Source organism: Shimia sagamensis, assembly GCF_900182745.1.
Lineage (GTDB): Bacteria > Pseudomonadota > Alphaproteobacteria > Rhodobacterales > Rhodobacteraceae > Shimia > Shimia sagamensis.
Genome location: NZ_FXTY01000002.1, coordinates 208,407 through 231,287 on the forward strand (window position 1 = coordinate 208,407; position 22,881 = coordinate 231,287).

Here is a 22,881-nt window from a genome sequence, read left to right on the forward strand (position 1 = left end):
TTGAGTTGGGGCTTGGTTCCGGCAGATCAACAGTCCCGTGCGCACCAACAAAAGGTTAATCACTCGCCGCTTCTGCCTGTTCCAAAACTTTAAGCGCCTCCCGCGCCACATCCACACGCAGATCATAACACACATCTATCTCGGTGAGGTCGCCGACATCTGCCCCAATGACTTGCAGTACGTCTTTCAACTCCCTCCCAGACAGCCTCAGGTAATCCGGGTTTTCACCAGGCAGCACATTAAAGAGCCTTCCCGCAAATCCCGTGGATTTGCTTTTTGCCTGTTCGGCAATCTTCAAGCGCAAATCTAAGAAAACCAAAAGCTCTCTCTGGGCGCGCGGCGCAAGAGACAAGCGTTGCTCAAACGCGAACTGCGTAGACGGAACCGTAATGAATCGCATGTGGCGCTCAGGATAACTGGATCGTGTGCTGATCCATTTTTGGTACCACGGGCGCACTTCCCGGATCACCGGCAGGTCGGCATCAACGACCACTCAATGCGCCGCTTTCTTACCGCTCACAGCACCCCAAATCGGCGCAATCACCTTGGTGGCCACCGGGATCAACACCAATCCCAGCGCAACCCCAAACACCCCATCCAGCGCCGCTTTGGTGGTCCAGGCGACAAAGCCCTCATAGGCCGCTGGCACCTTATGGCCTACGGCGTGGGCAATGTCGTGAATGTGATGCCCCAGCCAGCCAAAGCCGAGCACTTCCATGCCGTGGATCACAATCGAGCCGCCTACCCACAGCATTGCCGCGGTGCCAATGATGGTCAGCAGCTTCATAAAATACGGCATGCCTCGCACCAGCCAGCGCCCCAAGGTGCGTGTCAGCGACAAGCGCCCACCGGCATACATCGCCAGACCCACGTCATCCATCTTCACAATCAGCGCGACGGAACCATAGACCGCCACGGTGATGCCCACCCCGGCCAAGGCCAGTGTCGCCGCTTCCATCCAGAAGTTGCTCTCGGGAATGCCGGACAGGATGATGGTCATGATTTCTGCGGACAGTATAAAGTCGGTCTTGATCGCCCCGGCGGCTTTCTTCTCTTCAAGATGCGCCGGATCGTCGGACACCTCAGATACCTCTGCGGGATGTGCTTCATGTGGCACCAAAACGTGGAATATCTTCTCGGCACCCTCAAAACACAAGTACGCCCCACCGATCATCAACAGCGGCGAAATCAACCAAGGCGCAAAATTTGCCAGAAGCAGCGCCGCAGGTAGCAAAATGATCAACTTGTTTTTGATCGAGCCTTTGGCAATTTTCCAAATGATTGGCAGCTCACGCTTGGCTTCAAAACCCTGCACGTATTTTGGAGTCACGGCGGCATCGTCGATAACCGCACCAGCAGCTTTGGCACTTGCTTTGGCCGCGCCCGCCGCCACATCGTCAATTGAGGCCGCCGCCACTTTGGCAATTGCAGCCACATCATCCAACAACGCCAGCAAACCGCCTGCCATCTTACGCACTCCCATTACCTCGATCTGAGGCTATCTGTCCTGTTGGCTCTTCATGCCTCACCAGAGCAGATTTGCAAAGAGCTGTTGCACGTCAAGGCCTTGCGGCGTGCGGCGCGGTCACACCTGCGCGCGCAAATTTGCACTGTTCAAAAACAGTCGCGATACAGACAGAATACCGACGTGATTATGGGCCTGAATTTCGTGTGTTAATGCATCTGCAGCGGCTTAGGCTTTGCCCAACCGATCCATCAATGCGTCATTCACCGCTGGCGTGACAAATTGCGACACATCCCCGTCCAAGCGCGCGATCTCTTTTACCAGTTTTGACGCAATCGCCTGATGTTTCAGATCGGCCATCAGAAACACGGTCTCGATGCTGCTGTCCAACGCACGGTTCATGCCAACCATTTGATATTCATACTCAAAATCTGTGACAGCCCTAAGGCCACGCACAATAATCTGCGCCCCAACTTCTTTGGCACAATCGATCAGCAGGTTCTCAAACGGATGCGCAATAATCTCTGTACCGGTTTCTTTGGACAGCTTCGCGCATTCGCCTTCAATCATCGCCACCCGCTCTTCGAGGTCAAACATTGGCCCTTTGTCGCGATTGATCGCCACACCAATCACCAGCCGATCCACCAATACAGCAGCTCGACGGATAATATCTATATGTCCCAATGTGATAGGATCAAACGTGCCTGGATAAAGTGCGGTGCGCATATCTGCCTCCCCCGATGGGTCTTGCGGTCCTATGCGCACGCAACATTATTGCGCAGCCATTTGCAAGGGGTCATTCGATCATAGGTAGTTCTGCGGGACACAGAACGTCACGGCACAGTCTCAGTGCCCCATAATCATGCCTTCAAGCGCGTCTTTCTCCATCGCCAATTCCGACAGCCGCGCTTTCACTGTATCCCCCAATGAAACAAGGCCTACCAGCTTGCCGTCTTCCAAGACCGGCATGTGGCGAAAGCGCCCTTGTGTCATCTGCTCCAGCACGGACACCGCATCGTCATTGCGACCACAGGTCACAAGCTCGGTGGTCATGTAATCGTCGATCTTATCTGACATGCAGCCCGCACCGCGCTTAGCCAGTTCGCGCACAATATCCCGCTCCGATAATATCCCTGCAAGCGTGTTGCCGTCAGGCGAAACCACAACGGTACCGATCCCCTTGTCTGCAAGGATTTTGGCCGCCTCCTCCACCAAGGTTCCCGGTTTCACAGTCAGCACTCCTTCAGAGCCTTTGGACTTGAGAATTTGGTGTACGAGCATGGCGATCTCCGCTTAAAGTTTGTTTTGGCGCTCCCTGAAAATCAGCGTTGCCGCATCCTAAGCGCTTGTCAAGTTTGACCTTCTAGGTGGGCAACCTCGTGCCGGATGCCTTCACACAGCGCCTCAGAGAAGCGGTTCAGTCGCTCAAGACGCCGATCATCCGCGTGGCGGATGAGATAAAAACTGCGCGTCAAGCTGATTTCATCTTTCAAAACCTTGACCACACCACGCCCCCAGGGAATGGCAAAGTCATGTACCACACCAATACCCGCACCACAGCGTACCCAGTTGAATTGTACAGAAGCTGAATTGGAAGCCAGCCGCACACGGTCAATCCCAGTTTCGCTGAGGTAATCCAGTTCCTTGTCAAAAATCATGTCCGGGATGTATCCCGTAACCATATGATCTTTGAGGTCTTCAACACAGGTGATCTTGGGACGGTTGCGCAGGTACCATCTCGCGGCGGCCAGATGCAATTTATAGTCGGTAATCTTCTGCACGGTCAGCCGCCCCGCTGTTGGCGCGCTCACCGCCACCACCAAATCCGCTTCTCGACGCGACAAACTCACAACACGCGGCAGAGCCACAATCTGAATGTCCAGATCCGGATTGTCATCTGCAATCCGTCCGCATACCCGCGGCAAAAGGTAGTTGGCCACACCATCCGGCGCACCAATGCGGATTTGCCCAGACAATCCAGAGCTTTGCCCGACCATCTCTTCGGTGGCTTCCTGCAAACTCTGTTCCACGCGCAACGCATGTCCCATCAACCTCTGCCCCGCGTCGGTCAGCGCATAACCGGTTGGCGATTTTACAAACAAAGGGGACTCAAACGCGGTTTCCAACCGCGCCACACGGCGCCCCACCGTGGCAGGGTCAACGTGCAATCGACGCCCCGCTGCCGACAGGCTCTCTTCCCGAGCTACCGCCAAAAACACCCGCAGATCATCCCAATGTGCCGCCATGTTACCCCCACCTATTTTTGCAAAGCCGTTTTGAACAGTTGCCTCTTTTCCATTGATTTTTGCAAGCCTATTCTTGTCCCAAATGTCAATGGAGGATGCCATGCAAGAGTTGACTCATTTCATCAATGGTGAGCACGTCAAAGGAACGTCCGGCCGCTTTGCCGACGTCATGAACCCAGCAACGGGTGAAGTTCAAGCCAAAGTACCGCTCGCCAACAAGGCCGAGATGGACATCGCCGTCGCCGCCGCACAAGCAGCTCAGCCGGCTTGGGCCGCTGTGAACCCACAGCGCCGCGCCCGCGTGCTGATGAAGTTCGTTGACCTGTTGAACCGCGACATGGACAAGCTGGCTGAGGCACTGAGCCGCGAGCACGGTAAAACCTTCCCGGATGCTAAGGGCGACATCCAGCGTGGTCTGGAAGTTGCAGAATACTGCATCGCCGCACCTCAGATGCTGAAAGGTGAATACACCGACGCAGCCGGTCCAGGTATTGATATTTACTCCATGCGTCAGGCGCTTGGCGTGACCGCGGGTATCACACCGTTCAACTTCCCAGCAATGATCCCAATGTGGATGTTTGCCCCGGCAATCGCTTGCGGCAATGCTTTCATCCTAAAGCCGTCTGAGCGCGATCCATCCGTGCCACTGATGCTGGCGGAACTCCTCGAAGAAGCGGGTTTGCCAAAAGGCATCATTCAGGTTGTGAACGGCGACAAAGAAGCCGTGGACGCGATCTTGTTCGATCCGATCATCCAGTCCGTAGGCTTTGTAGGCTCAACTCCGATTGCGGAATACATCTATGGCACTGGCTGTGCTCAAGGTAAGCGCGTTCAGTGCTTCGGTGGTGCAAAAAACCACATGATCATCATGCCAGACGCCGATCTGGACCAAGCCGCAGACGCACTGGTTGGTGCAGGATACGGTGCGGCTGGCGAACGTTGCATGGCGATTTCTGTAGCAGTCCCAGTTGGCGAGGAAACCGCTGACAAGCTGCGTGACAAGCTGATCCCACGCATCGAAAAACTGAAAATCGCGCCATACACGGCGGGCGATGATGTGGACTACGGTCCTGTTGTGACCAAAGCCGCACAGGAAAACATCCTGCGTCTGGTCCAGACCGGCGTCGACCAAGGCGCAGATCTTGTGGTCGATGGCCGCGACTTCAGCCTGCAGGGCTATGAAGATGGTTTCTTTGTGGGTCCACACCTGTTTGACAACGTCACCAAAGACATGGACATCTACAAAACCGAGATCTTCGGCCCCGTCCTGTCCATGGTGCGCGCGCAATCCTATGAGGAAGCGCTTGGTCTGGCGATGGACCACGAGTACGGCAACGGCACCGCGATCTACACACGTGACGGCGACACCGCCCGTGACTTTGCCAGCCGCATCAACGTCGGCATGGTTGGCGTGAACGTGCCAATCCCTGTGCCACTGGCCTATCACACCTTTGGCGGTTGGAAAAAATCCGCTTTTGGAGATTTGAACCAACACGGTCCGGACTCGTTCAAGTTCTACACACGCACCAAAACCGTGACCTCCCGCTGGCCATCAGGTATCAAAGAAGGCGGCGAGTTCCACTTCAAACAGATGGATTGATCCAGACACAAATCTGTGTTCGTTTGTATACAAACGGGCGGCGTTGCGCCGCCCGTTTTCCATTGCAAAAGGAAGTCGCGATTTGTCAGTTTCGTTTCGGATTCTTTCGTCTCTTGGGTTGGTGTATGTACACTATGCGGGCCACGCAAAAATGGCAGACACCTTACACGCCTTTTCCGAATACGCGCAGCATCCGGACTTTCGCCCCGGCCAAAAGCAGTTTGTTGATCTCAGCCAATTGACGGGCTGGGACGAAGACTATCTTGAGCTGATGAAGGCACAGGCAAAAAAGGCAGAGACGTTTACCGGCAACAACGCGCAGACTCTGATCACCTACTTTGCGCCAACCGAGATTGGACAAAAACTGGCCCGCCTTGCACTTCGCAGCTGGGAGCCCTTTCCTTCGGTTGTGCCAATCATTCTGGACACCGAGGAGCAAGCCCTTGCCATTCTCGGCGTGCCACGCACCAACCTCAATCAACTGCTTAAGCCTGCTGGATAATCGCATCAGGTGTGTCGCATTCCACAATAGCTGGACGTATTTCCACGGGCTGGCTAAAGTTTGATCCAATTGCCGCTCATTTTTCACCACCGGAAAGCGGACATTTCGCCGCCAGATTAAGCCGCATTTAAAGGCTCTGCGTCACAGTTTTTGCAGCACTCAATGGCGAGACATCGGACAATGGCCTTCAGATATCCACGTGTGATCTTTCACGTCTTCACGTTTGTGACGGCCTGCGCCCTACTGTCTTTCACCGTGCCGTTCCCAGCGTGGGCACAGCAGACAACAGCACAATCCCACAACCTTTCCGACGTCCCATTTGCCTCTCAAGAGAAGGTCACTTTGCGAGGGGAATGGGGGTTCCACTTTGGGGCACGTTTGCCTGCTCAAGAAGCGGCAGCAGCGGCAGGCGCCAATCAGTTGGACACTATAATGGTTCCGCTCGACTGGGCCATGTGCTTGCCCGACTTGGAACAGAACCGTTATGCCCATGGCTACGCAACGTATGTCACGCAGCTCACCTTGCCCTACGCCGCAGACACCCCACTCACCATTGTCTTTCCCCGGGTTGCCGACGCTTACGAAGTTTTTTGGGTGCCACGCAACACACCGGAAAACGCCACAAAAATTGGCGGCAGCGGCACAATGTCAGGCCCCATTCGCTCATCCTACATCTCCCAATCTTACCCTTTGGACTTTCGGGGGGACGGCCACCTCGTGGTACATGTGCGCAAAGAAATGCAAAGCTACGGCGGCATAATTGGCGCGCCATTCATTGCTTCTGCAGAACACTTTCAAAACACCCTGCAACGGGATCGCATCATCGACGGCCTTGTTATGGGCATCACGTTTTTCGCGATGATGTTGAACCTGTTTTTGTTTGTTGTACATCGCAAAGACCCGGCAACGCTTCTTCTGGCCCTAACAGCATTTGCTTTCCTTCTTCGATCGGTGATCCTTGCAGGTATGCTCGAAATTCAGTTTGGCGCTGATATTCGCGCCTTCCGTGTGCGCCTGGAATACGTGGGAATTCTGCTGATCGCGTGGGCCAGTTTTGCGCTGCATCAAACTCTGTTGTGGCGCCGTTTTTCGGATCTCAGCGCCCCACTGGTTGCTGGTGTGATAGCCATGCTCGGTAGTGCCATTCTTTTCACGGCGCCCTTGTCGCTTGTCACCGACAATCTGATCTATGTCCAACTGTATTGCGTCGCCATATTTGGACTGATCATGGCAACGAGCATTCGCGCAATCTCCAAGCGTAAACAAGACGCCTGGTTTTACACGCTTGGATGGTTTGTACCGCTCCTTGCAGGGGTCAACGATATTGTGGTCAGCCAATCGTACAAAGGCGTCTATGTGATCAATTACGCCTTTTTGCTCTTCCTGTGTGTCTACAGCCTCAAGGTTGGCCGCCGCGTGACCCGGACCATCAGCCGTGCCGATCTGCTGGATCAAGAACGGGCCACTTTACAACAATTGCATAGAGACGCAAAAGACACCGCGAGCCGTGACCACCTCACTGGCCTACTCAACCGGCAAGCCTTTGACAACGAGCTCACATTGGCGTGGCGGGAAAAAGACTACTCCATCCAAGGCATCTCTTTGGTGATCTTCGACATCGACCACTTCAAACTTGTGAACGACACCTATGGCCATCCAGCTGGCGACGATGTGTTGCGTGCCGTTGCTGATCTGGTGCAGGCCGCAAACCTGCGCCGTGCTGATCGGGTGTGTCGCTTCGGTGGTGAAGAGTTTGTTATGATCCTTCCCGACACCTCCTGTGAAAACGCCAAGATTGTTGCGGAACGTATGCGCAATCGAATTGCTACCATGACTACCGAGTGCACCGGCAATGTCAGCCTGCGCGTCACCGCGAGCTTTGGCATCGCCTGCGGCGGGCCCAACACCGATCTTGAAAAAGGCGAATTACTGCTTCGTGCCGACGAAGCGCTCGACCACGCCAAATCGAGCGGTCGCAACCGATCGGTGACCTACGCGCAAATGATCGAAGAAAATGCGGATCCAAACGCAACCGATCTCCAGGAAGCAGGCTAACCTGCGCCTCTCCTGCAATTTTGCAAAACCAATCTGCATAATCGCTGCGTGATAGCGCTATTCTTGCGCCATTCGAGCTTTGCAATCCAAATACAACGATGGTAATTTAACACATGTTCAATTCGCGGAGGGGAGGCTGCGAAAGGGCGACAGCGCCCCCTGCCCCTCATCTGCACCTCTTTGGCGTTGGCCTGCCCCACGCCGCGATCTTGAAGGACGAGACATGGATTTTGCACTGAGTGAAGAACAGACCCTGATCTTTGATATGGCCAAAGGTTTTGCCGAGGAGCACATCGCACCTCACGCGCAAAAGTGGGAGTCCGAGGGCAGCATTCCAAAAGAACTTTGGCCACAAATTGCTGAGTTGGGTCTGGGCGGCATTTACGTCTCAGAAGAATACGGCGGCTCCGGCCTATCACGACTGGACGCCACTTTGGTGTTCGAAGCCCTCGCCATGGCCTGTCCCTCTGTTGGCTCCTTCCTGTCGATCCACAACATGTGTGGTGGCATGATCGACAAATTTGGGTCTGAAGAGACTAAGCAGAAATGGCTGCCGGACCTCTGCACCATGAATAAAGTCTTCTCCTACTGCCTAACTGAGCCCGGCTCAGGCTCTGATGCTGCGGCCCTGAAAACCCGCGCAGACCGCACAAACGACGGTTACACATTGAACGGCACCAAAGCCTTCATTTCCGGCGGCTCATACTCTGACGCCTATGTCTGTATGGTGCGCACTGGCGAAGACGGCCCCAAAGGCATCTCTACTGTGGTGGTGGAAGACGGCGCGGAGGGCCTGTCCTTTGGCGCATTGGAAAAGAAAATGGGCTGGCTCAGCCAACCCACCTCACAAGTCCAGTTTGACGACTGCACCGTGCCTGCCGACAACCTGATTGGCGAAGAAGGCAAAGGTTTCAGCTACGCCATGGCAGGTCTGGACGGTGGTCGCCTGAACATCTCCGCAGGCGCTTTAGGTGGCGCGCAGAAGGCGCTGGACCTGACAGTGCAATACATGTCCGAACGCAAAGCTTTCGGAAAATCCATCAACCAGTTTCAGGCACTGCAATTCCGCCTCGCGGAGTATGAAACCAAACTGCAAGCCGCGCGCACCTTCTTGCGTCAAGCCGCCTGGAAGCTCGACAACGGCGACCACGAAGCGACCAAATTCTGCGCCATGGCCAAACTGATGGTCACCGACGTGGCCTTTGACGTCGCCAACGGCTGCTTGCAGTTGCACGGCGGCTATGGCTACCTCGCGGATTATGGCATTGAGAAAATTGTGCGCGACCTGCGCGTGCACCAGATCCTCGAAGGCACCAACGAAATCATGCGCCTGATCATCTCCCGCCAGATGATATCAGCCTAACCATGACCCGGCCGTTCCTCTGGAGCGGCCTTTTTTCAAGACGGAGCGCACCGCGTGTCTGACATCAATATCCGCAAATCCGGCCAGACTGGTCGTATCACCTTCACCCGCCCCAAAGCGCTCAACGCCATGTCCTATGACATGTGCATCGCCATCGAAGACGCGCTCGACGCTTGGGCCACGGATGACTCCGTAAAAATGATTGTCATCGATGCGGAAGGCGAAAAGGCCTTCTGTGCCGGTGGTGACATTGCCGAGCTCTATGACACCGGCACCAGAGGCGACTTTACCTATGGCCGCACCTTCTGGGCCGACGAATATCGCATGAACGCAAAACTCTTTGAGTTCCCCAAACCGGTGGTCAGCTTCATGCAAGGTTTCACCATGGGCGGCGGCGTCGGTGTTGGCTGTCACGGATCCCACCGGATTGTGGGCGAAACCAGCCAAATCGCCATGCCGGAATGCGGCATAGGTCTTGTGCCAGACGTCGGCGGATCGCTGATCCTTGCGCGCGCACCCGGTCGTTTGGGTGAATTTCTCGGCCTCACCGCGGCGCGTCTGAACGCCGCTGACGCGATCTACGCAGGCTTTGCCGACTACTATATTCCAGAAGATCAGTGGCCCTCACTGATTGAACGACTCGAAGGGACCGCAGACTACACCCTGATCGACGCGGTAGCTTCCGAGCCCGAGGCTGGCCCATTGACGACTCAACAGGCTGACATAGACGCACACTTCGGCGGAGAGACCCTCAATGACGTTCTGAACGCTCTGAAATATTCAGACAGCGAATTTGCAGTTGGTGCCCTCAAAAAACTCTCCCGCAACTCTCCCATCGCCATGGGGGCCGCACTGGAAATCATTCACCGCGTGCGCCAACGCGACGACATCCGATTTGCTCTGGATCAGGAATATCGCTTTACCTTCCGCGCCATGGATGATGGCGATTTTCTCGAAGGCATTCGCGCACAAATCATCGACAAAGACCGCAATCCGCAATGGAAATACAGCTTGGACGCCCTGCCCGCTGGCATCGTGACCAAGATGGTTCTTCCGCTTGGGGCGGATGCGCTAACATTTGAAAAGGGAGAGTAGCACCATGAAGATCGGATTCATCGGACTGGGCAATATGGGTGGCCCCATGGCCGCCAACCTTGCGAAAGCAGGCCACGAAGTGACTGGCTTTGACATGGCCGACGTCGTGATTGACGGCGTAACTATGGCTGACAGCGGTGCAGCTGTCGCCACCGGTGCAGACGTGGTCATCACCATGCTGCCCAACGGTCAAATCCTGCGGGCCGTGGCCAACGAGATTATCCCTGTGATGTCCAAGGGTGCGGCCTTTGTGGATTGCTCCACCGTGGACGTGGACAGCGCCCGCACCGTGGCTGACCAAGCCACCGCCGCAGGCCTCTTGCCGGTGGACGCGCCTGTGTCTGGCGGCGTTGGCGGCGCAGCTGGCGGCACGCTGACCTTCATGGCAGGCGGTTCCAAAGACGCCTTTGCAAAGGCAGATCCGCTGTTTGATATCATGGGCCAAAAGGCCGTGCATTGCGGCGAAGCCGGCGCAGGCCAAGCGGCCAAGATCTGTAACAACATGATCCTTGGCGTGACCATGATAGCCACTTGCGAGGCTTTTGCCTTGGCTGACAAGCTGGGTCTGGACCGCCAGTCGATGTTCGACGTGGTCTCCACCTCATCTGGGTACAGCTGGACTATGAACGCCTACTGCCCGGCCCCCGGCGTTGGCCCACAGTCCCCCGCTGACAACGATTACCAGCCAGGCTTTGCCTCTGAACTGATGCTCAAAGACCTGAGGCTGTCGCAACAAGCCGCTGAAAGCGCTGATGCCGACACCCCGATGGGCCAAGCCGCTGCTGCGCTTTATGAGCAGTTTGTCGAGAATGAAGGCGGGCTTGGCACCGACTTCTCCGCAATGTTGCCACGTTTCGAAAAACGCACGCGCAGCTAGAGTTCCGCCAAATCAGCAATAAAATAAAGGGTCGCGCCACGTTTTGCGCGACCCTTCTACTTTCTATCGTACTCAAACCTGCCCTCAATTTTAATTAATCTTTCCTTACCCCAGCCCCGTTCACGCCACGTTTGCCCAGCAGTTTTTAGGGCGAGCGAGAACCCAAAGAGGTTCCGCGATTGGACAAGAGCAGAATGCACTGGGGTTAGACCATGCCAACGGCAACGGAACTCAATATCGATACAAACGCCACCGCAACCGCGATGGCCAACGAGATTTTTGGTGACCCAACCCGTATTCTTGGCGCCACCTATACCGGCGACGCGGCCTCTTCCGGAATTTACACCGGCGCAGACACAACAAGCGCTGGCGTCGCCCCTGCTGACAGCGGTGTGATCCTGTCCACCGGTCACGTTGACGACTTTACCAACAGCGACGGTAGCACCAACACCAACCAGTCGGCGTCCACGTCAACCAACACCTCCGGCGAAGACAACAACGCCCTGTTTAATGCCGCCGCAGGCACCAACACGTTTGATGCCTCTTACCTGACCATCGATTTTAACGGCACCGCCGGTGAGCTGCTGACCATCGACTTTGTGTTGTCTTCCGAAGAATACCCCGAATACCTGAGCTACAACGACGCCATTGGTGTGTGGGTCAACGGTGTTGAGGCGCAAATATCGGTCGGAGATGGCGGTGCAACCGTGGGCAACATCAACGACGCCAACTCCAATATTTACAATGACAACGCTGGCGACCAGTACAACACTGAAATGGACGGCTTTACTGTCACGCTCACGTTTGTTGTCCCACTTCAGGATGGTGTAAACGAGCTGGTGATTGGCATCGCCGACGCCACCGACACACAATACGACTCCAACTTGCTGATCGCAGGTGGCTCCGTGCAAACTGCGATTGTGGCCCAAGACGATGACCTGCGCATCGCCTATGGCAACAGCAAAATCCTCAACGTGCTGGGCAATGACAACTCGTCCGCGGGCCCTACCCTGACTATCACACACATTAACGGCACGGCTGTCAGCCACGACGGCAGTGGCGGCCTGCCCAGCAGCGTCACTCTCGCCACCGGTCAAGTTGTGACCCTGAACGCAGACGGGACGCTCACTGTAGATGCGGACACTGACAACGAAACCGTCTATTTTAACTACACCATCGAAGATTCCGCGGGAGAGACAGACACCGCGTTGGTCGAGATTGAGCAACACGCACCGTGTTTCACCGTTGGCACACTGATCCGCACATCCAAAGGCGACATCCCGGTAGAGGATCTCAAAGCAGGCATGCTGGTCGATACGCTGGACAACGGCTTTCAGCCAATCCAATGGATTGGTCATTCCCACATGCCATCACGTTTTGAGTCCCTGCCAATCCGCATCAAAGCGGGCGTGTTGGACAATGACCGTGACCTGATTGTCTCACCTCAGCACCGCGTTCTGCTACAAGGCTACCGCGCCGAACTCCTGTTCGGCTGTGACGAAGTGCTGGTGAAAGCCAAAGATCTGGTCAATGGCCGCGATGTGGTGCGCTGCGAAACTGACAGCACCATCACCTATTTCCACATCCTCATGCCGCAGCATGAACTGCTCTATTCCGAAGGCCAATGGTCCGAGAGCTTCTTGCCTGGCCCAATGACCCGCTATAGCTTTGATCCGTTTGCAAACCGCTCTCTACGCCAAGTGATGCGCGAGAAAAACATCAGTTTTGAGGACATTGCCGCCCGCCCAAGCCTACGAAGCTATGAGGCAACGGCACTTTTGGCAGCGTAAGATTTCTCGCTCCGCTTGAGGGAAGTCAATTCACATTCCAATATCGAGATATATATTCACCTCATCTCTAGGAGGGAAACATATGTTTGCGAAAAATGTTGGCGGCATCGAAAAGGTGCTGCGCGTTGTCATTGGGCTGGCCCTGATTGCAGGAGCGCTCATGGGGTATGGCACATGGATGTGGATAGGCATTATCCCCTTGGCCACAGCTCTCTTGGGCTCCTGTCCGCTATATACCATACTGGGCAAAGGCACCTGTCCACTGCACAGAAAATGATCACGCTTTGGCCAGCGCCTCCAACGTGAGGCGCGTGGCTTCATCAGCCGGGAACATCATCTCAATGCGAAGTTCGCTGAGAGCGATGTCTTCAGTGGAGCCAAATTGGCTTATGGTTGAAAACAACGACAGATGCATACCGCCAAAATCATAGACGGCTGGTATAATCGCAGGCTTGATACCATCTACGTTCAACACCTCGCTTCCTAGCATCGATTGCATCCGCGTGATCCCGTCTTCCAGCACTGGATCGTGCCCAAAATGCGCACTTTCGACCCGCAATCGCGCAATCATGTGACGTAGAATTTCTTTATAATTCACAAGAGCTTGCTGTACGATCTTCGAGTCAATCATCATGTCTACAAGACTGTCCCCCATAACCACTTCGAAACCGGCCATCAACCGCTCCGACACCGTGTTCATCGCCACCAGGCGCCAGTGCCGGTCCATGGCAATCGCCGGATAAGGCTCGTGCCGCTTCAACGTCCATTCCATCGCTGCCCGCATCGGCGCCATATCGTCAGCGGAAAGCGTCCGCTCCGCATAGGCAGGACTCATGCCTGCCGCCGTCAACATCCGGTTGCGCTGGGCAACTGGCACATCCAGCTCATCACACAGCCGCAACACCATGCCTCGGCTGGGTCGTGACCGGCCTGTTTCCAAAAATGAGATGTGTCGCGAACTCACGCCAGCCGACAGCCCGAGGTCCAGCTGGCTCACCCGCCGCACCTGCCGCCATTCTTTGAGAACTGCACCAAAATCGACACCCATATTTCGCTCCCTCAGGTTCACAGTCACTCTAACGCATTTTGGAAGCAAAGCACTTACCCCACAGGTAATTGTTTTACCTCACCCAAGCGGCGCAATGTGCCCGCATACACATAGTGGGAGACAAAACATGACACAGGATCGCGCGATCTATCTTTTGAAACTGACCTCAATTGGCACGGTGATTTTTGGCCTCATACCGCTTTTTGCCCTCGCCGGCAGCTACTACGGCATCGTTGGCTGGTTCATGGACCTGACACACCTGCCGCTCGACGGCGCGCAGAGCTTTGGTGGCAACAGCGAAAAGGTCCTTGCCGCGATAGGCGGTGGCCTGATGGTCGGCTTAGGTTTCATGATCTGGCAAATCACCATCCGCGTTTATGCAAATGACCCAACCACCGGGGCCACAATCATCCACTGGGGTATTTGGAGTTGGTTTGTGATCGACAGCACAGGTTCTGTCCTAGCCGGCGCATGGTTCAATGCGGTGCTGAACACTGGTTTTCTTTTGATGTTCATCTTGCCCATCATTCTGGCGAAACCGCGCCAAGCCGTTGCGGCCTAAAGAAAACGGGCGGAGGTTTCTGTAACCACCGCCCGCTAATCCTATTCCGCTGCCACTTTTTTCTTCGGCACCAGCATGTCTTTCAGATAATGCCCGGTGTAGCTCGCTGCCACTTTGGCCACCTTCTCCGGCGTGCCTTTGGCAACAATCTTACCACCGCCATCCCCCCCTTCAGGGCCAATATCAATGATATGATCAGCGGTTTTCACCACATCCAGATTGTGCTCGATCACCACAACGGTGTTGCCCTGATCGACCAATTCATGAAGCACTTCCAGCAACTTACGAACATCTTCAAAGTGCAGACCGGTGGTTGGCTCATCAAGAATATAGAGCGTGCGCCCGGTTGAGCGCTTCGCCAGCTCTTTGGACAATTTCACCCGCTGCGCCTCACCACCTGAGAGCGTTGTCGCCTGTTGTCCCACCTTGATGTAGCCCAGCCCAACCCGCATCAGCGCGTCCATCTTGTCGCGAATGCTGGGTACCGCTTTGAAGAACTCCTGCGCCTCTTCGACAGTCATATCGAGCACGTCAGCAATGCTTTTGCCTTTGAACTTGATCTCCAGAGTTTCACGATTGTAGCGCGCGCCCTTGCAGGTCTCACATTCCACGTACACGTCCGGCAAGAAGTGCATTTCGATCTTGATGACGCCGTCCCCCTGACAGGCCTCACAACGTCCACCTTTGACGTTGAAACTAAACCGCCCAGGCTTATAGCCCCGCGCTTTTGCTTCCGGCAGACCGGCAAACCAATCCCGAATTGGCGTAAACGCCCCGGTATAGGTCGCGGGATTGGACCGCGGCGTACGGCCGATAGGGCGCTGGTCAATGTCGATCACCTTATCCAGATGTTCGAGCCCCTTGATGGTTTCACAGGGTGCAGGCGTCTGCCGCGCCCCATTCAGGCGCATCGACGCGGTTTTGAACAAGGTCTCAATGGTCAGCGTCGATTTCCCGCCACCGGACACACCGGTCACACAGACAAACTTACCAAGTGGGAAGTCCGCCGTGACTTTGCGCAGGTTGTTGCCCGTCGCTTTCACCACCGTCACAGACTTGCCATTGCCCTCACGCCGTTCGGTTGGCACCGCAATTTCACGCGCACCAGACAGATACTGCCCGGTCAAGGACGCCGGATCAGCGGCAATATCTTCCGGTTTGCCTTGCGAAACAACCTGCCCACCATGCACACCAGCCCCAGGGCCAATGTCGAACACATAGTCCGCCTCACGCACAGCCTCTTCGTCATGCTCGACGACAATCACAGTATTGCCCTGATCGCGCAGGTTTTTCAGCGTGGTCAGCAACCGGTCATTATCTCGTTGATGCAGGCCAATCGACGGCTCATCCAGCACATACAGCACCCCTGTCAGGCCAGAGCCAATCTGGCTGGCCAACCGGATACGCTGGCTCTCACCACCGGACAGCGTGCCACTGTTTCGTGACAGCGACAGGTATTCCAATCCAACATTGTTCAGGAACCCAAGCCGTTCCCGGATCTCTTTGACAATGGCTTTTGCGATCTCTTGCCGCTGCGGTGTCAACGCCGCGGGTACGCTTTCAATCCAAGCCAAGGCCTCGCGGATCGACAGCTGTACCACGTGTCCAGCATGTTTGTCCGCAATCCGCACCGCCAGCGCCTCTTCACGCAAACGGTGCCCACGACACGCCCCACATGGGCGGTTGTTCTGATAGTTCTCAAACTCTTCGCGAATCCAGTTTGAATCGGTCTCCCGATACCGGCGTTCCATGTTTGGGATCACACCTTCAAACACACGGGTCACCTGATATACACGCCCACCTTCGTCATAGCGGAACTCAATCTCTTCCTCGCCAGAGCCATAGAGGAACACCTGCTGCACATGTTTCGGCAGATCTTTCCAAGGCGAGTTTTTGTCAAATTCGTAGTGCTTGGCCAAAGCCTCAATGGTTTGCCGGAAATACGGCGACTTGCCTTTCCGCCACGGTGCCAACGCCCCATCATAAACCTTCAAGGTCACATCAGGGACCACCAAACGCTCATCAAAGAACAGCTCTTTGCCAAGTCCATCACAGGTCGGACAGGCCCCAAACGGTGCGTTAAACGAAAACAGGCGCGGCTCGATCTCAGGAATGGTGAAGCCACTGACAGGACAGGCAAATTTCTCGCTGAAGGTAAGCCGCTCCGGATCACCTTCCTTGGGTGCCGTCTCCAGAACCGCAATACCATCCGCCAGATCAAGCGCCGTCCGCATGCTGTCAGCGAGACGGGTCTCCATGCCCTCACGCACCACAAGCCGGTCCACCACCACATCAATGTCATGGCGAAATTTTTTGTCCAGTGTGGGTGGCTCATCCAGCTCATAAAAAGCGCCGTCCACCTTCACCCGTTGGAAACCCTGCTTGCGCAGCTCCAAAAACTCTTTGCGGTATTCGCCTTTGCGGTCCCGCACAATCGGCGCCAAAAGATAGCCCCGCGTGCCCTCCTCCAACGTCATGACCCGGTCAACCATATCCTGCACCTGCTGCGCCTCAATTGGCAGACCTGTGGCAGGCGAATATGGCGTGCCCACGCGGGCAAACAACAGACGCAAATAGTCGTATATCTCCGTCACAGTGCCCACTGTCGAACGTGGGTTTTTAGAGGTGGTCTTCTGCTCAATCGAAATCGCTGGAGACAGGCCGCTGATGTGGTCCACATCCGGCTTTTCCATCATATCAAGGAACTGCCGCGCATAGGCACTCAGGCTCTCGACATAGCGCCGCTGCCCTTCCGCATAGATTGTGTCAAACGCCAATGAGGATTTACCAGAGCCCGACAGACCGGTGATCACCACCAGCTGATCGCGCGGAATGTCCACGTCAATCGACTTCAGATTGTGCTCGCGCGCGCCACGCACTTCGATGTTCTTCAGCTCGGCCATTCAAACCCCCAACGGATACGGCACCAGACATAGGGGATCGCTGCCCCTCTGCCAACCAGATATCGCGAACATACAGAGAACATTTTAGTTCGCCAAGACAGAATCTGCGGCGCCCCGAACCGATCGCAATTTCTGGACATAGGTATCAAAGACCACATTTTGAAGGCCAATCTGGATGTGTTTCAAACTTGCGCACCTTTCGTCATGCTGTCATTCCCCCAAGTGGTTGACTGACCTGGGACCTCATGTTATTCACCCATATGGTTGAACGAAACGACACGGACCAATTGAGCGCCATTCTCAAGGCGGCATCAGAGCCAAACCGGCGTGCGATCCTGACCCTTCTGGCCCAAAACGGCCCCATGAAGGTCACGGACATCGCCGCCCGGTTTGATCTGAGCCTGAACGCAATCTCCAAGCATATCAAAGTGCTGGAAGCTGCAGGTTTGGCCAGTCGCCGCACAGAATGGCGGGAACACCTCATCGAGGTGCAAATGGGTCCTTTGTCGCAAATCGAAAACTGGTTTGCCGACCTGCGCTCCATTTGGGCGCTGCGGTTGGACGCCCTCGAAGCTGCCCTATTGGAGGAAGACAACAATGACTGACCTAGCGCTGGAAGTGTCCCGCTTTCTACCTTTCCCACCAGAACGTGTTTTTGACGCCTGGCTTGACCCAAAAATGATGCAGAAATTTTTGGTACCTGCCCCGGGAATGACTGTGCCGGAGGCCAGCAATGACCCTGTGGTCGGTGGCCGGTTTCGTGTGGTGATGCAGGCCTCCGATGTCGAAGAAGGCTGGCCGCACGAAGGAGAATACCTCGAAATTGATCGCGCAAACCGCCTGCGCTTCACATGGGTTTCCCCTTATTCTCAAGAGGATAGCGAGGTCACCCTAATCTTGACAGCCGCCAATGACGGTACCAACCTGACCCTCACACACGTCCGCTTCCCGTCGCAAGAAAGCCGCGACAACCACGAAGGTGGCTGGACACGCATCTTGGAAGCATTGGAGACCACCCTATGAATTGGATCGCATTTATTGCTGGCTTTGTCGCCTCAGCCGCCTTTGGATTTTTGATCTACGGCCCCGTTTTGGGCCTGCAAAAACGCTGGGCCGAGGGCAGCAACATCGACCCAACGCCGCCTGAAAAAATGCCAATGGGGCCGCTGGTCACCAATTGGATTGCGATCGCACTCTTGGCCTATATCGTTGCTCTGAGCGAAACCACACAGAACCTGGCAGTGGCCCTCCTCGCCATTCTCGCGTGCGCCGCTTACGTGGCCAACACCGGCGCCTGGATCAACAAGTCACGCTTCGCGATCACCGTGGATGTCAGCTATGTGCTTGGTTCCGGCGTACTGATGATTTTGGCGCACGCCATTTTGTAAGCTCACAACAAACGCACAAAGCCCTGCCATTTCGCGGGGCTTTGTGTTTTCAGGCACGCGCACGCGCCCGCTCCAACACCAGATGTAACGCAGCGCCAATCAGCAAAAGTATCGCCGACACCAACATCAAGCCACCATAGCCACTCACTGCGACCACCGCCAAAAGGATCGGTGTGCCAATGGTGTTGCCAAAGTTGCCCGCCTGCGCAAACACCCCATTTGCATTTGCCCGATCCGCGGCCGTGTCATTCAACTCTGGCACCAGCGCAAAACTTGCCCCTTGGATCAGTCCCAAGGCACCGGCCAAAACCAAACACGCAAACGGCGATCCCGGCACCAAGATCAGCGCAAGGGCGGCTCCGGCGGAGATCAGAAACCCAGTTTGGATCACGTGTACGGTGCGCCAGAAACGTAGCAACCAAACCCCAAGCGTCATCGAGCTGATCATGCTCATCAGTGGCATTGCCCCAACCGTAAACGTGCGCCACTCCGGTGCGATGAACGGCGGCAAAAGCGTCAGCAGGCTGACAAAGCAGAACGTGTAAAACAGCCACCCCACCGCCGCCGCGTTCATAAATGGCGAGCGATAGACCACCCAATGCTGCTTGAGCACACCACCAAGGGTCAACAGTGCGTCCGTAACTTCAAACGCCCGCTCATCAGGCAAGCCAATGGTCGCCACGCCCAGCACGCTAGCAGCCATCCAGACTCCATGCGCAAAATACATCGCATTCAGCCCAAAAACCTCCACCAAAGGCCGCCCCACCCAGGCAAACAGCGCAAAGGCCACACCAAAAAACGTGCCCCATAGCGTCAGAGAAAAGGCGCGCTTTTCTGGTGGCGACACTTTGGCAATCAGCGTCGGCGCAGCCACCACAATCGCCAGATGTGCCAAACCCTCAATCACCCGACTGAGCAAAAACGCATCAAACGACAACCCCAGCGCCTGCACAAATGACACCGCAGCACTGAGACCAAGCCCACCAATCAACGTGCGACGCATGCCTATCTTGGTCGCTAGGACACCCGCCACGACACCAAGGAAAATCCCTGCCAAACCCAGTATCGACAAGGCAAAGCCCAACCGGGCACCAGCCTCCGGGTACGCATTTCCGACGTGGTCAAACGTCACGCTAATTTTGGCAAACTGCCCCGCCGCACCAACGCCGGCCAGCCAGATCACCACAACCGGCAGCATACTCTGTTGTTTTGACACTGAAAAACCTCTATGGCGCGTTCAAAAACCCGATGCGCGCCATGGTCAAGTTAAGTTCGTTAAACGTGAATCACCCGATCATAAGCATCCAACACACTTTCATGCATCATCTCGCTCAGTGTTGGATGTGGGAACACCGTCTGCATCAAGTCTTCCTCAGTGGTCTCAAGCTGACGCCCAACCACATAGCCTTGGATCAACTCGGTGACCTCAGCGCCCACCATATGCGCGCCCAAAAGTTCGCCAGTTTTGGCGTCAAACACAGTTTTCACCATGCCCTCTGGCTCGCCCAAGGCAATCGCCTTTCCGTTGCCCATAAACGGGAAGCGACCAACTTTCACGTCATATCCCAGTTCTTTGGCTTTCGCTTCTGTATAGCCCACGCTGGCGACCTGCGGATGGCAATAGGTACAGCCTGCGATGCTCTCCGGCTTCACTGGATGTGGCTTCCCGCCCGCAATCAGCTCTGCCACCATGACACCTTCATGGCTGGCTTTATGCGCAAGCCAAGGCGCACCTGCGATATCTCCAATCGCAAACAGCCCGTCCACGCCGGTTTGGCAGTATTGATCCGTCACCACATGGGTCCGGTCGATTTTCACCCCCAGCTTTTCAAGTCCAAGGTTTTCGACATTGCCCACAATGCCAACCGCGGAAATCACCGTGTCAAAATCTTGCGTTGTAACCTTGCCGCCAGCCTCAATATGCGCCGTGACTTTGTCGGCACCGCGATCCAATTTCTTGACCGTGGATTTTTCCATGATGGTCATGCCTTGTTTGACAAATTGCTTTTTAGCAAAGGCACTTATCTCCGCATCTTCAACCGGAAGTACGCGATCCATGACCTCAACAACCGTGGTCTCGGCACCCAAGGTGTTGTAGAAACTCGCAAACTCGATCCCAATCGCGCCGGAACCAATCACCAACAGCTTCTTGGGCATATGTGGTGGCACAAGCGCATCCTTATAGGTCCAGACCCGCTTTCCATCACCTTCGAGCCCAGGCAATTCCCGCGCCCGCGCACCAGTCGCCAAAACGATGTTCTTCGCAGTGAGCTCCTCAACACCCTTTTCGCCCTTTACCGACACTTTGCCTTTGGCCGACAAAGTCGCCTCTCCCATGAAGACCGCGATCTTGTTCTTCTTCATCAGGAACGCGACACCTGAGCTCAGCTGTTTGGCCACCCCACGCGAACGTTTCACCACCGCATCAATGTCATAGCCAATGCCTTCCGCCTTCAGGCCAAAATCCTTGGCCCGCTCCATCAGGTGAAACACCTCTGCGGATCGCAACAGCGCTTTGGTCGGAATACAACCCCAGTTCAGACAGATCCCGCCCATGTGTTCACGCTCTACAATAGCCACTTTAAGGCCCAGTTGCGCGCCACGAATAGCAGCCACGTAGCCCCCCGGCCCTGCGCCAATCACAATCATGTCGAAGTTCTTGCTGGCCATGGTATTCCCCGCCTCCCGCTATGTCTTTTGGCAAGCCTACTGGAACTCCGCAGGACCTTCAACAAAGGGGACCGCCCGTTTTACGCGCAATTATTGACTGGTGGTCGCGCAAGGAGCAGCGCACACTGCGCTCGCGTCATCGAGTCGGGAACCTTGCCATGAAAACGATCAAAGATCTGCTTATCGCCATGATAAACGCCACCCTGATTTTGGTGGCAATCTGTCTGTTTTTCCTCTGGCGCCTGTCCGCCACCGCGGAACGTGTTGTCGCCAGTTTTGCGCAAAACTTACAAATTGTGCAGCCGCTGGAAACCAAGGTTGAGGATCTGCGTAGCGAGGTTGCCAACTTGCGTAGCGATCTTGCGGGCGTTTCCCTGGAAAGCTCAGCCCTGACCGCGCAAGCCACCGAACGTCTGCAAACCCGCGCCAACGCGCTGCAATTGGAATTGGAAGGTATCAACAGCAGCCTGGCGCGCCTCGCGGACACGCCAGAAACCTTGATGCAGACAGCTTTGGATGATGTGGCCACCCGTTTAAGTGGCCGCATCGGCGCCGTGGCAAGTTGCTACGCGCCCGAAACCACGCCGGGCGCCAGCACACCTTCTGAATAACGGCTAGCCTGCCGCCTGCAGTTCCCGCACGGTTGCGCCGTAGCCACCATTGGCGACATAGGCCATTTCCACTTCAGTGGACGCCCGCGCGAGGGCTTCATTGCGATACGGAAAACGCCCAAACTTACGGATAACCTCACGATGGGCTTGCGCGTGCAACAGATTGCCGTCGCCATCTTCCATCCGCTTCACGAACATGCGCACACAGCGCTCCTGATCACAGAGGTTTTCCGAATGCATCAATGGCAGGAAGAAAAACTGCCGCGCCGGCCCGTCGATCTTCTGATCCCATTTTTTGTCGATCGCTAATTTTGCTGCTGCCAGTGCTTTGCTGTCACTGGCAAAGGCTTTGCCGCTGCCGCGGAACATGTTTCGCGAAAACTGATCTGTCAGGATCAAATACGCCAGCGTACCGCTGGCATAGGTCAACCATTGCCCCAGTCCACCAGCCCGCGCCTCATTCCATGTTGCCTCAAACCGCTGCCGGATCGTGTCGTCCAACTCTTCGGAAACCACATACCACCCGCTCGGCCCAACTTCATCGAGCCAAAACGAAAGTACTTCTTCGGGACCCACCATGTCCCTTCTCCTTTTGCCTGTTCCGCCTAATTAAAAGACGCTTAGTACTTAGGAGGTTACACCCAGAAAATTAAGAAAGAATAGTCACAAAATGCAACATCCCGACACAGCTCGCGACCTTTTGCGC

The 22,881-nt window shown here is 55.5% G+C and carries 23 protein-coding genes; 13 read left to right on the forward strand and 10 right to left on the reverse strand.

Annotation, left to right across the window (positions count from 1 at the left end):
- Window positions 1-55: 55 nt before the first annotated feature.
- The 5 genes from QOL67_RS05475 to QOL67_RS05495 form a co-directional block, all read right to left on the reverse strand.
- Window positions 56-493, reverse strand: coding sequence for a hypothetical protein (locus tag QOL67_RS05475; protein WP_283424963.1), 438 nt, complete (start codon window positions 491-493; stop codon window positions 56-58).
- Window positions 494-1,468 carry a DUF808 domain-containing protein gene (locus tag QOL67_RS05480; protein WP_283424964.1) on the reverse strand — a complete coding sequence of 325 codons (975 nt, stop codon included), beginning with the start codon at window positions 1,466-1,468 and terminating at the stop codon, window positions 494-496. It lies immediately after the preceding gene.
- A 225-nt stretch (window positions 1,469-1,693) separates the two neighbouring features.
- Window positions 1,694-2,191: a pantetheine-phosphate adenylyltransferase gene (gene coaD, locus QOL67_RS05485; RefSeq protein ID WP_283424965.1), complete on the reverse strand. Its 498-nt coding sequence runs from the start codon at window positions 2,189-2,191 to the stop codon at window positions 1,694-1,696.
- Window positions 2,192-2,311: 120 nt separating this feature from the next.
- Window positions 2,312-2,746, reverse strand: a complete 435-nt coding sequence (locus tag QOL67_RS05490) for a CBS domain-containing protein (protein WP_283424966.1) — start codon at window positions 2,744-2,746, stop codon at window positions 2,312-2,314.
- Window positions 2,747-2,814: 68 nt separating this feature from the next.
- On the reverse strand, window positions 2,815-3,711 hold the full coding sequence (locus QOL67_RS05495) for a LysR family transcriptional regulator (protein ID WP_283424967.1): 897 nt from the start codon (window positions 3,709-3,711) through the stop codon (window positions 2,815-2,817).
- 100 nt (window positions 3,712-3,811) lie between these two features.
- Here QOL67_RS05495 and QOL67_RS05500 point away from each other — a divergent pair, with 100 nt between their 5' ends.
- The 8 genes from QOL67_RS05500 (at window position 3,812) to QOL67_RS05535 (ending at window position 13,270) form a co-directional block, all read left to right on the forward strand.
- Window positions 3,812-5,311: a CoA-acylating methylmalonate-semialdehyde dehydrogenase gene (locus tag QOL67_RS05500; protein ID WP_283424968.1), complete on the forward strand. Its 1,500-nt coding sequence runs from the start codon at window positions 3,812-3,814 to the stop codon at window positions 5,309-5,311.
- A gap of 151 nt (window positions 5,312-5,462) precedes the next feature.
- Entirely contained in the window at window positions 5,463-5,813 is a 351-nt protein-coding gene (locus QOL67_RS05505) for a hypothetical protein (RefSeq protein WP_283424969.1), read from the forward strand.
- A 180-nt stretch (window positions 5,814-5,993) separates the two neighbouring features.
- The gene (locus QOL67_RS05510; protein WP_283424970.1) at window positions 5,994-7,868 is read left to right on the forward strand and encodes a GGDEF domain-containing protein; all 1,875 of its coding nucleotides are present in this window, start codon (window positions 5,994-5,996) and stop codon (window positions 7,866-7,868) included.
- Between the two features lie 223 nt (window positions 7,869-8,091).
- A complete protein-coding gene (locus tag QOL67_RS05515; RefSeq protein WP_283424971.1) occupies window positions 8,092-9,231 on the forward strand; it encodes an acyl-CoA dehydrogenase family protein in 1,140 nt (379 codons plus the stop codon).
- Between the two features lie 54 nt (window positions 9,232-9,285).
- Entirely contained in the window at window positions 9,286-10,326 is a 1,041-nt protein-coding gene (locus QOL67_RS05520) for an enoyl-CoA hydratase/isomerase family protein (protein WP_283424972.1), read from the forward strand.
- Window positions 10,327-10,330: 4 nt separating this feature from the next.
- A complete protein-coding gene (gene mmsB, locus QOL67_RS05525; protein WP_283424973.1) occupies window positions 10,331-11,203 on the forward strand; it encodes a 3-hydroxyisobutyrate dehydrogenase in 873 nt (290 codons plus the stop codon).
- 212 nt (window positions 11,204-11,415) lie between these two features.
- Window positions 11,416-12,993, forward strand: a complete 1,578-nt coding sequence (locus tag QOL67_RS05530; RefSeq protein WP_283424974.1) for a Hint domain-containing protein — start codon at window positions 11,416-11,418, stop codon at window positions 12,991-12,993.
- Window positions 12,994-13,075: 82 nt separating this feature from the next.
- A complete protein-coding gene (locus tag QOL67_RS05535; RefSeq protein WP_283424975.1) occupies window positions 13,076-13,270 on the forward strand; it encodes a YgaP family membrane protein in 195 nt (64 codons plus the stop codon).
- Here the strand turns inward: QOL67_RS05535 and QOL67_RS05540 are convergent, their stop codons facing one another.
- Complete coding sequence (locus tag QOL67_RS05540) at window positions 13,271-14,041, reverse strand: helix-turn-helix domain-containing protein (protein ID WP_283424976.1); 771 nt, start codon at window positions 14,039-14,041, stop codon at window positions 13,271-13,273.
- A gap of 127 nt (window positions 14,042-14,168) precedes the next feature.
- On the opposite strand from QOL67_RS05540, the gene QOL67_RS05545 reads away from it, so the two are divergent.
- Window positions 14,169-14,603, forward strand: coding sequence for an excinuclease ABC subunit A (locus tag QOL67_RS05545; protein WP_283424977.1), 435 nt, complete (start codon window positions 14,169-14,171; stop codon window positions 14,601-14,603).
- A 41-nt stretch (window positions 14,604-14,644) separates the two neighbouring features.
- On the opposite strand, the gene uvrA is transcribed toward QOL67_RS05545, so the two are convergent.
- Entirely contained in the window at window positions 14,645-17,506 is a 2,862-nt protein-coding gene (uvrA, locus tag QOL67_RS05550; protein WP_283424978.1) for an excinuclease ABC subunit UvrA, read from the reverse strand.
- 245 nt (window positions 17,507-17,751) lie between these two features.
- Between uvrA and QOL67_RS05555 the strand changes: the two genes are divergently transcribed.
- Genes QOL67_RS05555 through QOL67_RS05565 form a run of 3 tightly spaced genes read left to right on the forward strand, consistent with a single transcriptional unit; the run spans window position 17,752 to window position 18,894 of the window.
- Window positions 17,752-18,111: an ArsR/SmtB family transcription factor gene (locus QOL67_RS05555; RefSeq protein ID WP_283424979.1), complete on the forward strand. Its 360-nt coding sequence runs from the start codon at window positions 17,752-17,754 to the stop codon at window positions 18,109-18,111.
- Window positions 18,104-18,529, forward strand: a complete 426-nt coding sequence (locus QOL67_RS05560; RefSeq protein WP_283424980.1) for an SRPBCC family protein — start codon at window positions 18,104-18,106, stop codon at window positions 18,527-18,529. The genes QOL67_RS05555 and QOL67_RS05560 overlap by 8 nt, the downstream gene beginning before the upstream one ends.
- Complete coding sequence (locus QOL67_RS05565) at window positions 18,526-18,894, forward strand: DUF1761 family protein (protein ID WP_283424981.1); 369 nt, start codon at window positions 18,526-18,528, stop codon at window positions 18,892-18,894. Before QOL67_RS05560 ends, QOL67_RS05565 begins: the two co-directional genes overlap by 4 nt.
- Window positions 18,895-18,943: 49 nt before the next feature.
- On the opposite strand, the gene QOL67_RS05570 is transcribed toward QOL67_RS05565, so the two are convergent.
- Together QOL67_RS05570 and lpdA are read right to left on the reverse strand one after the other, a co-directional pair.
- Complete coding sequence (locus QOL67_RS05570) at window positions 18,944-20,110, reverse strand: MFS transporter (protein ID WP_283424982.1); 1,167 nt, start codon at window positions 20,108-20,110, stop codon at window positions 18,944-18,946.
- A 59-nt stretch (window positions 20,111-20,169) separates the two neighbouring features.
- Window positions 20,170-21,564: a dihydrolipoyl dehydrogenase gene (lpdA, locus tag QOL67_RS05575; protein WP_283424983.1), complete on the reverse strand. Its 1,395-nt coding sequence runs from the start codon at window positions 21,562-21,564 to the stop codon at window positions 20,170-20,172.
- 158 nt (window positions 21,565-21,722) lie between these two features.
- Here lpdA and QOL67_RS05580 point away from each other — a divergent pair, with 158 nt between their 5' ends.
- A complete protein-coding gene (locus QOL67_RS05580; RefSeq protein ID WP_283424984.1) occupies window positions 21,723-22,175 on the forward strand; it encodes a hypothetical protein in 453 nt (150 codons plus the stop codon).
- Between the two features lie 3 nt (window positions 22,176-22,178).
- On the opposite strand, the gene QOL67_RS05585 is transcribed toward QOL67_RS05580, so the two are convergent.
- Entirely contained in the window at window positions 22,179-22,754 is a 576-nt protein-coding gene (locus QOL67_RS05585) for a DUF924 family protein (RefSeq protein ID WP_283424985.1), read from the reverse strand.
- Window positions 22,755-22,881 lie beyond the last annotated feature (127 nt).

Excerpts from the sequence above, each read along its gene's own strand:
- QOL67_RS05555 (WP_283424979.1), top strand. The coding sequence starts at position 17,752 with ATGTTATTCACCCATATGGTTGAACGAAACGACACGGACCAATTGAGC.
- mmsB (WP_283424973.1), top strand. The coding sequence starts at position 10,331 with ATGAAGATCGGATTCATCGGACTGGGCAATATGGGTGGCCCCATGGCC.
- lpdA (WP_283424983.1), bottom strand. The coding sequence starts at position 21,564 with ATGGCCAGCAAGAACTTCGACATGATTGTGATTGGCGCAGGGCCGGGG.
- QOL67_RS05515 (WP_283424971.1), top strand. The coding sequence starts at position 8,092 with ATGGATTTTGCACTGAGTGAAGAACAGACCCTGATCTTTGATATGGCC.
- QOL67_RS05540 (WP_283424976.1), bottom strand. The coding sequence starts at position 14,041 with ATGGGTGTCGATTTTGGTGCAGTTCTCAAAGAATGGCGGCAGGTGCGG.
- QOL67_RS05585 (WP_283424985.1), bottom strand. The coding sequence starts at position 22,754 with ATGGTGGGTCCCGAAGAAGTACTTTCGTTTTGGCTCGATGAAGTTGGG.
- QOL67_RS05560 (WP_283424980.1), top strand. The coding sequence starts at position 18,104 with ATGACTGACCTAGCGCTGGAAGTGTCCCGCTTTCTACCTTTCCCACCA.
- QOL67_RS05580 (WP_283424984.1), top strand. The coding sequence starts at position 21,723 with ATGAAAACGATCAAAGATCTGCTTATCGCCATGATAAACGCCACCCTG.
- QOL67_RS05505 (WP_283424969.1), top strand. The coding sequence starts at position 5,463 with ATGGCAGACACCTTACACGCCTTTTCCGAATACGCGCAGCATCCGGAC.
- QOL67_RS05500 (WP_283424968.1), top strand. The coding sequence starts at position 3,812 with ATGCAAGAGTTGACTCATTTCATCAATGGTGAGCACGTCAAAGGAACG.
- QOL67_RS05480 (WP_283424964.1), bottom strand. The coding sequence starts at position 1,468 with ATGGCAGGCGGTTTGCTGGCGTTGTTGGATGATGTGGCTGCAATTGCC.
- QOL67_RS05490 (WP_283424966.1), bottom strand. The coding sequence starts at position 2,746 with ATGCTCGTACACCAAATTCTCAAGTCCAAAGGCTCTGAAGGAGTGCTG.
- QOL67_RS05535 (WP_283424975.1), top strand. The coding sequence starts at position 13,076 with ATGTTTGCGAAAAATGTTGGCGGCATCGAAAAGGTGCTGCGCGTTGTC.
- QOL67_RS05495 (WP_283424967.1), bottom strand. The coding sequence starts at position 3,711 with ATGGCGGCACATTGGGATGATCTGCGGGTGTTTTTGGCGGTAGCTCGG.
- uvrA (WP_283424978.1), bottom strand. The coding sequence starts at position 17,506 with ATGGCCGAGCTGAAGAACATCGAAGTGCGTGGCGCGCGCGAGCACAAT.
- QOL67_RS05530 (WP_283424974.1), top strand. The coding sequence starts at position 11,416 with ATGCCAACGGCAACGGAACTCAATATCGATACAAACGCCACCGCAACC.
- QOL67_RS05565 (WP_283424981.1), top strand. The coding sequence starts at position 18,526 with ATGAATTGGATCGCATTTATTGCTGGCTTTGTCGCCTCAGCCGCCTTT.
- QOL67_RS05510 (WP_283424970.1), top strand. The coding sequence starts at position 5,994 with ATGGCCTTCAGATATCCACGTGTGATCTTTCACGTCTTCACGTTTGTG.
- QOL67_RS05545 (WP_283424977.1), top strand. The coding sequence starts at position 14,169 with ATGACACAGGATCGCGCGATCTATCTTTTGAAACTGACCTCAATTGGC.
- coaD (WP_283424965.1), bottom strand. The coding sequence starts at position 2,191 with ATGCGCACCGCACTTTATCCAGGCACGTTTGATCCTATCACATTGGGA.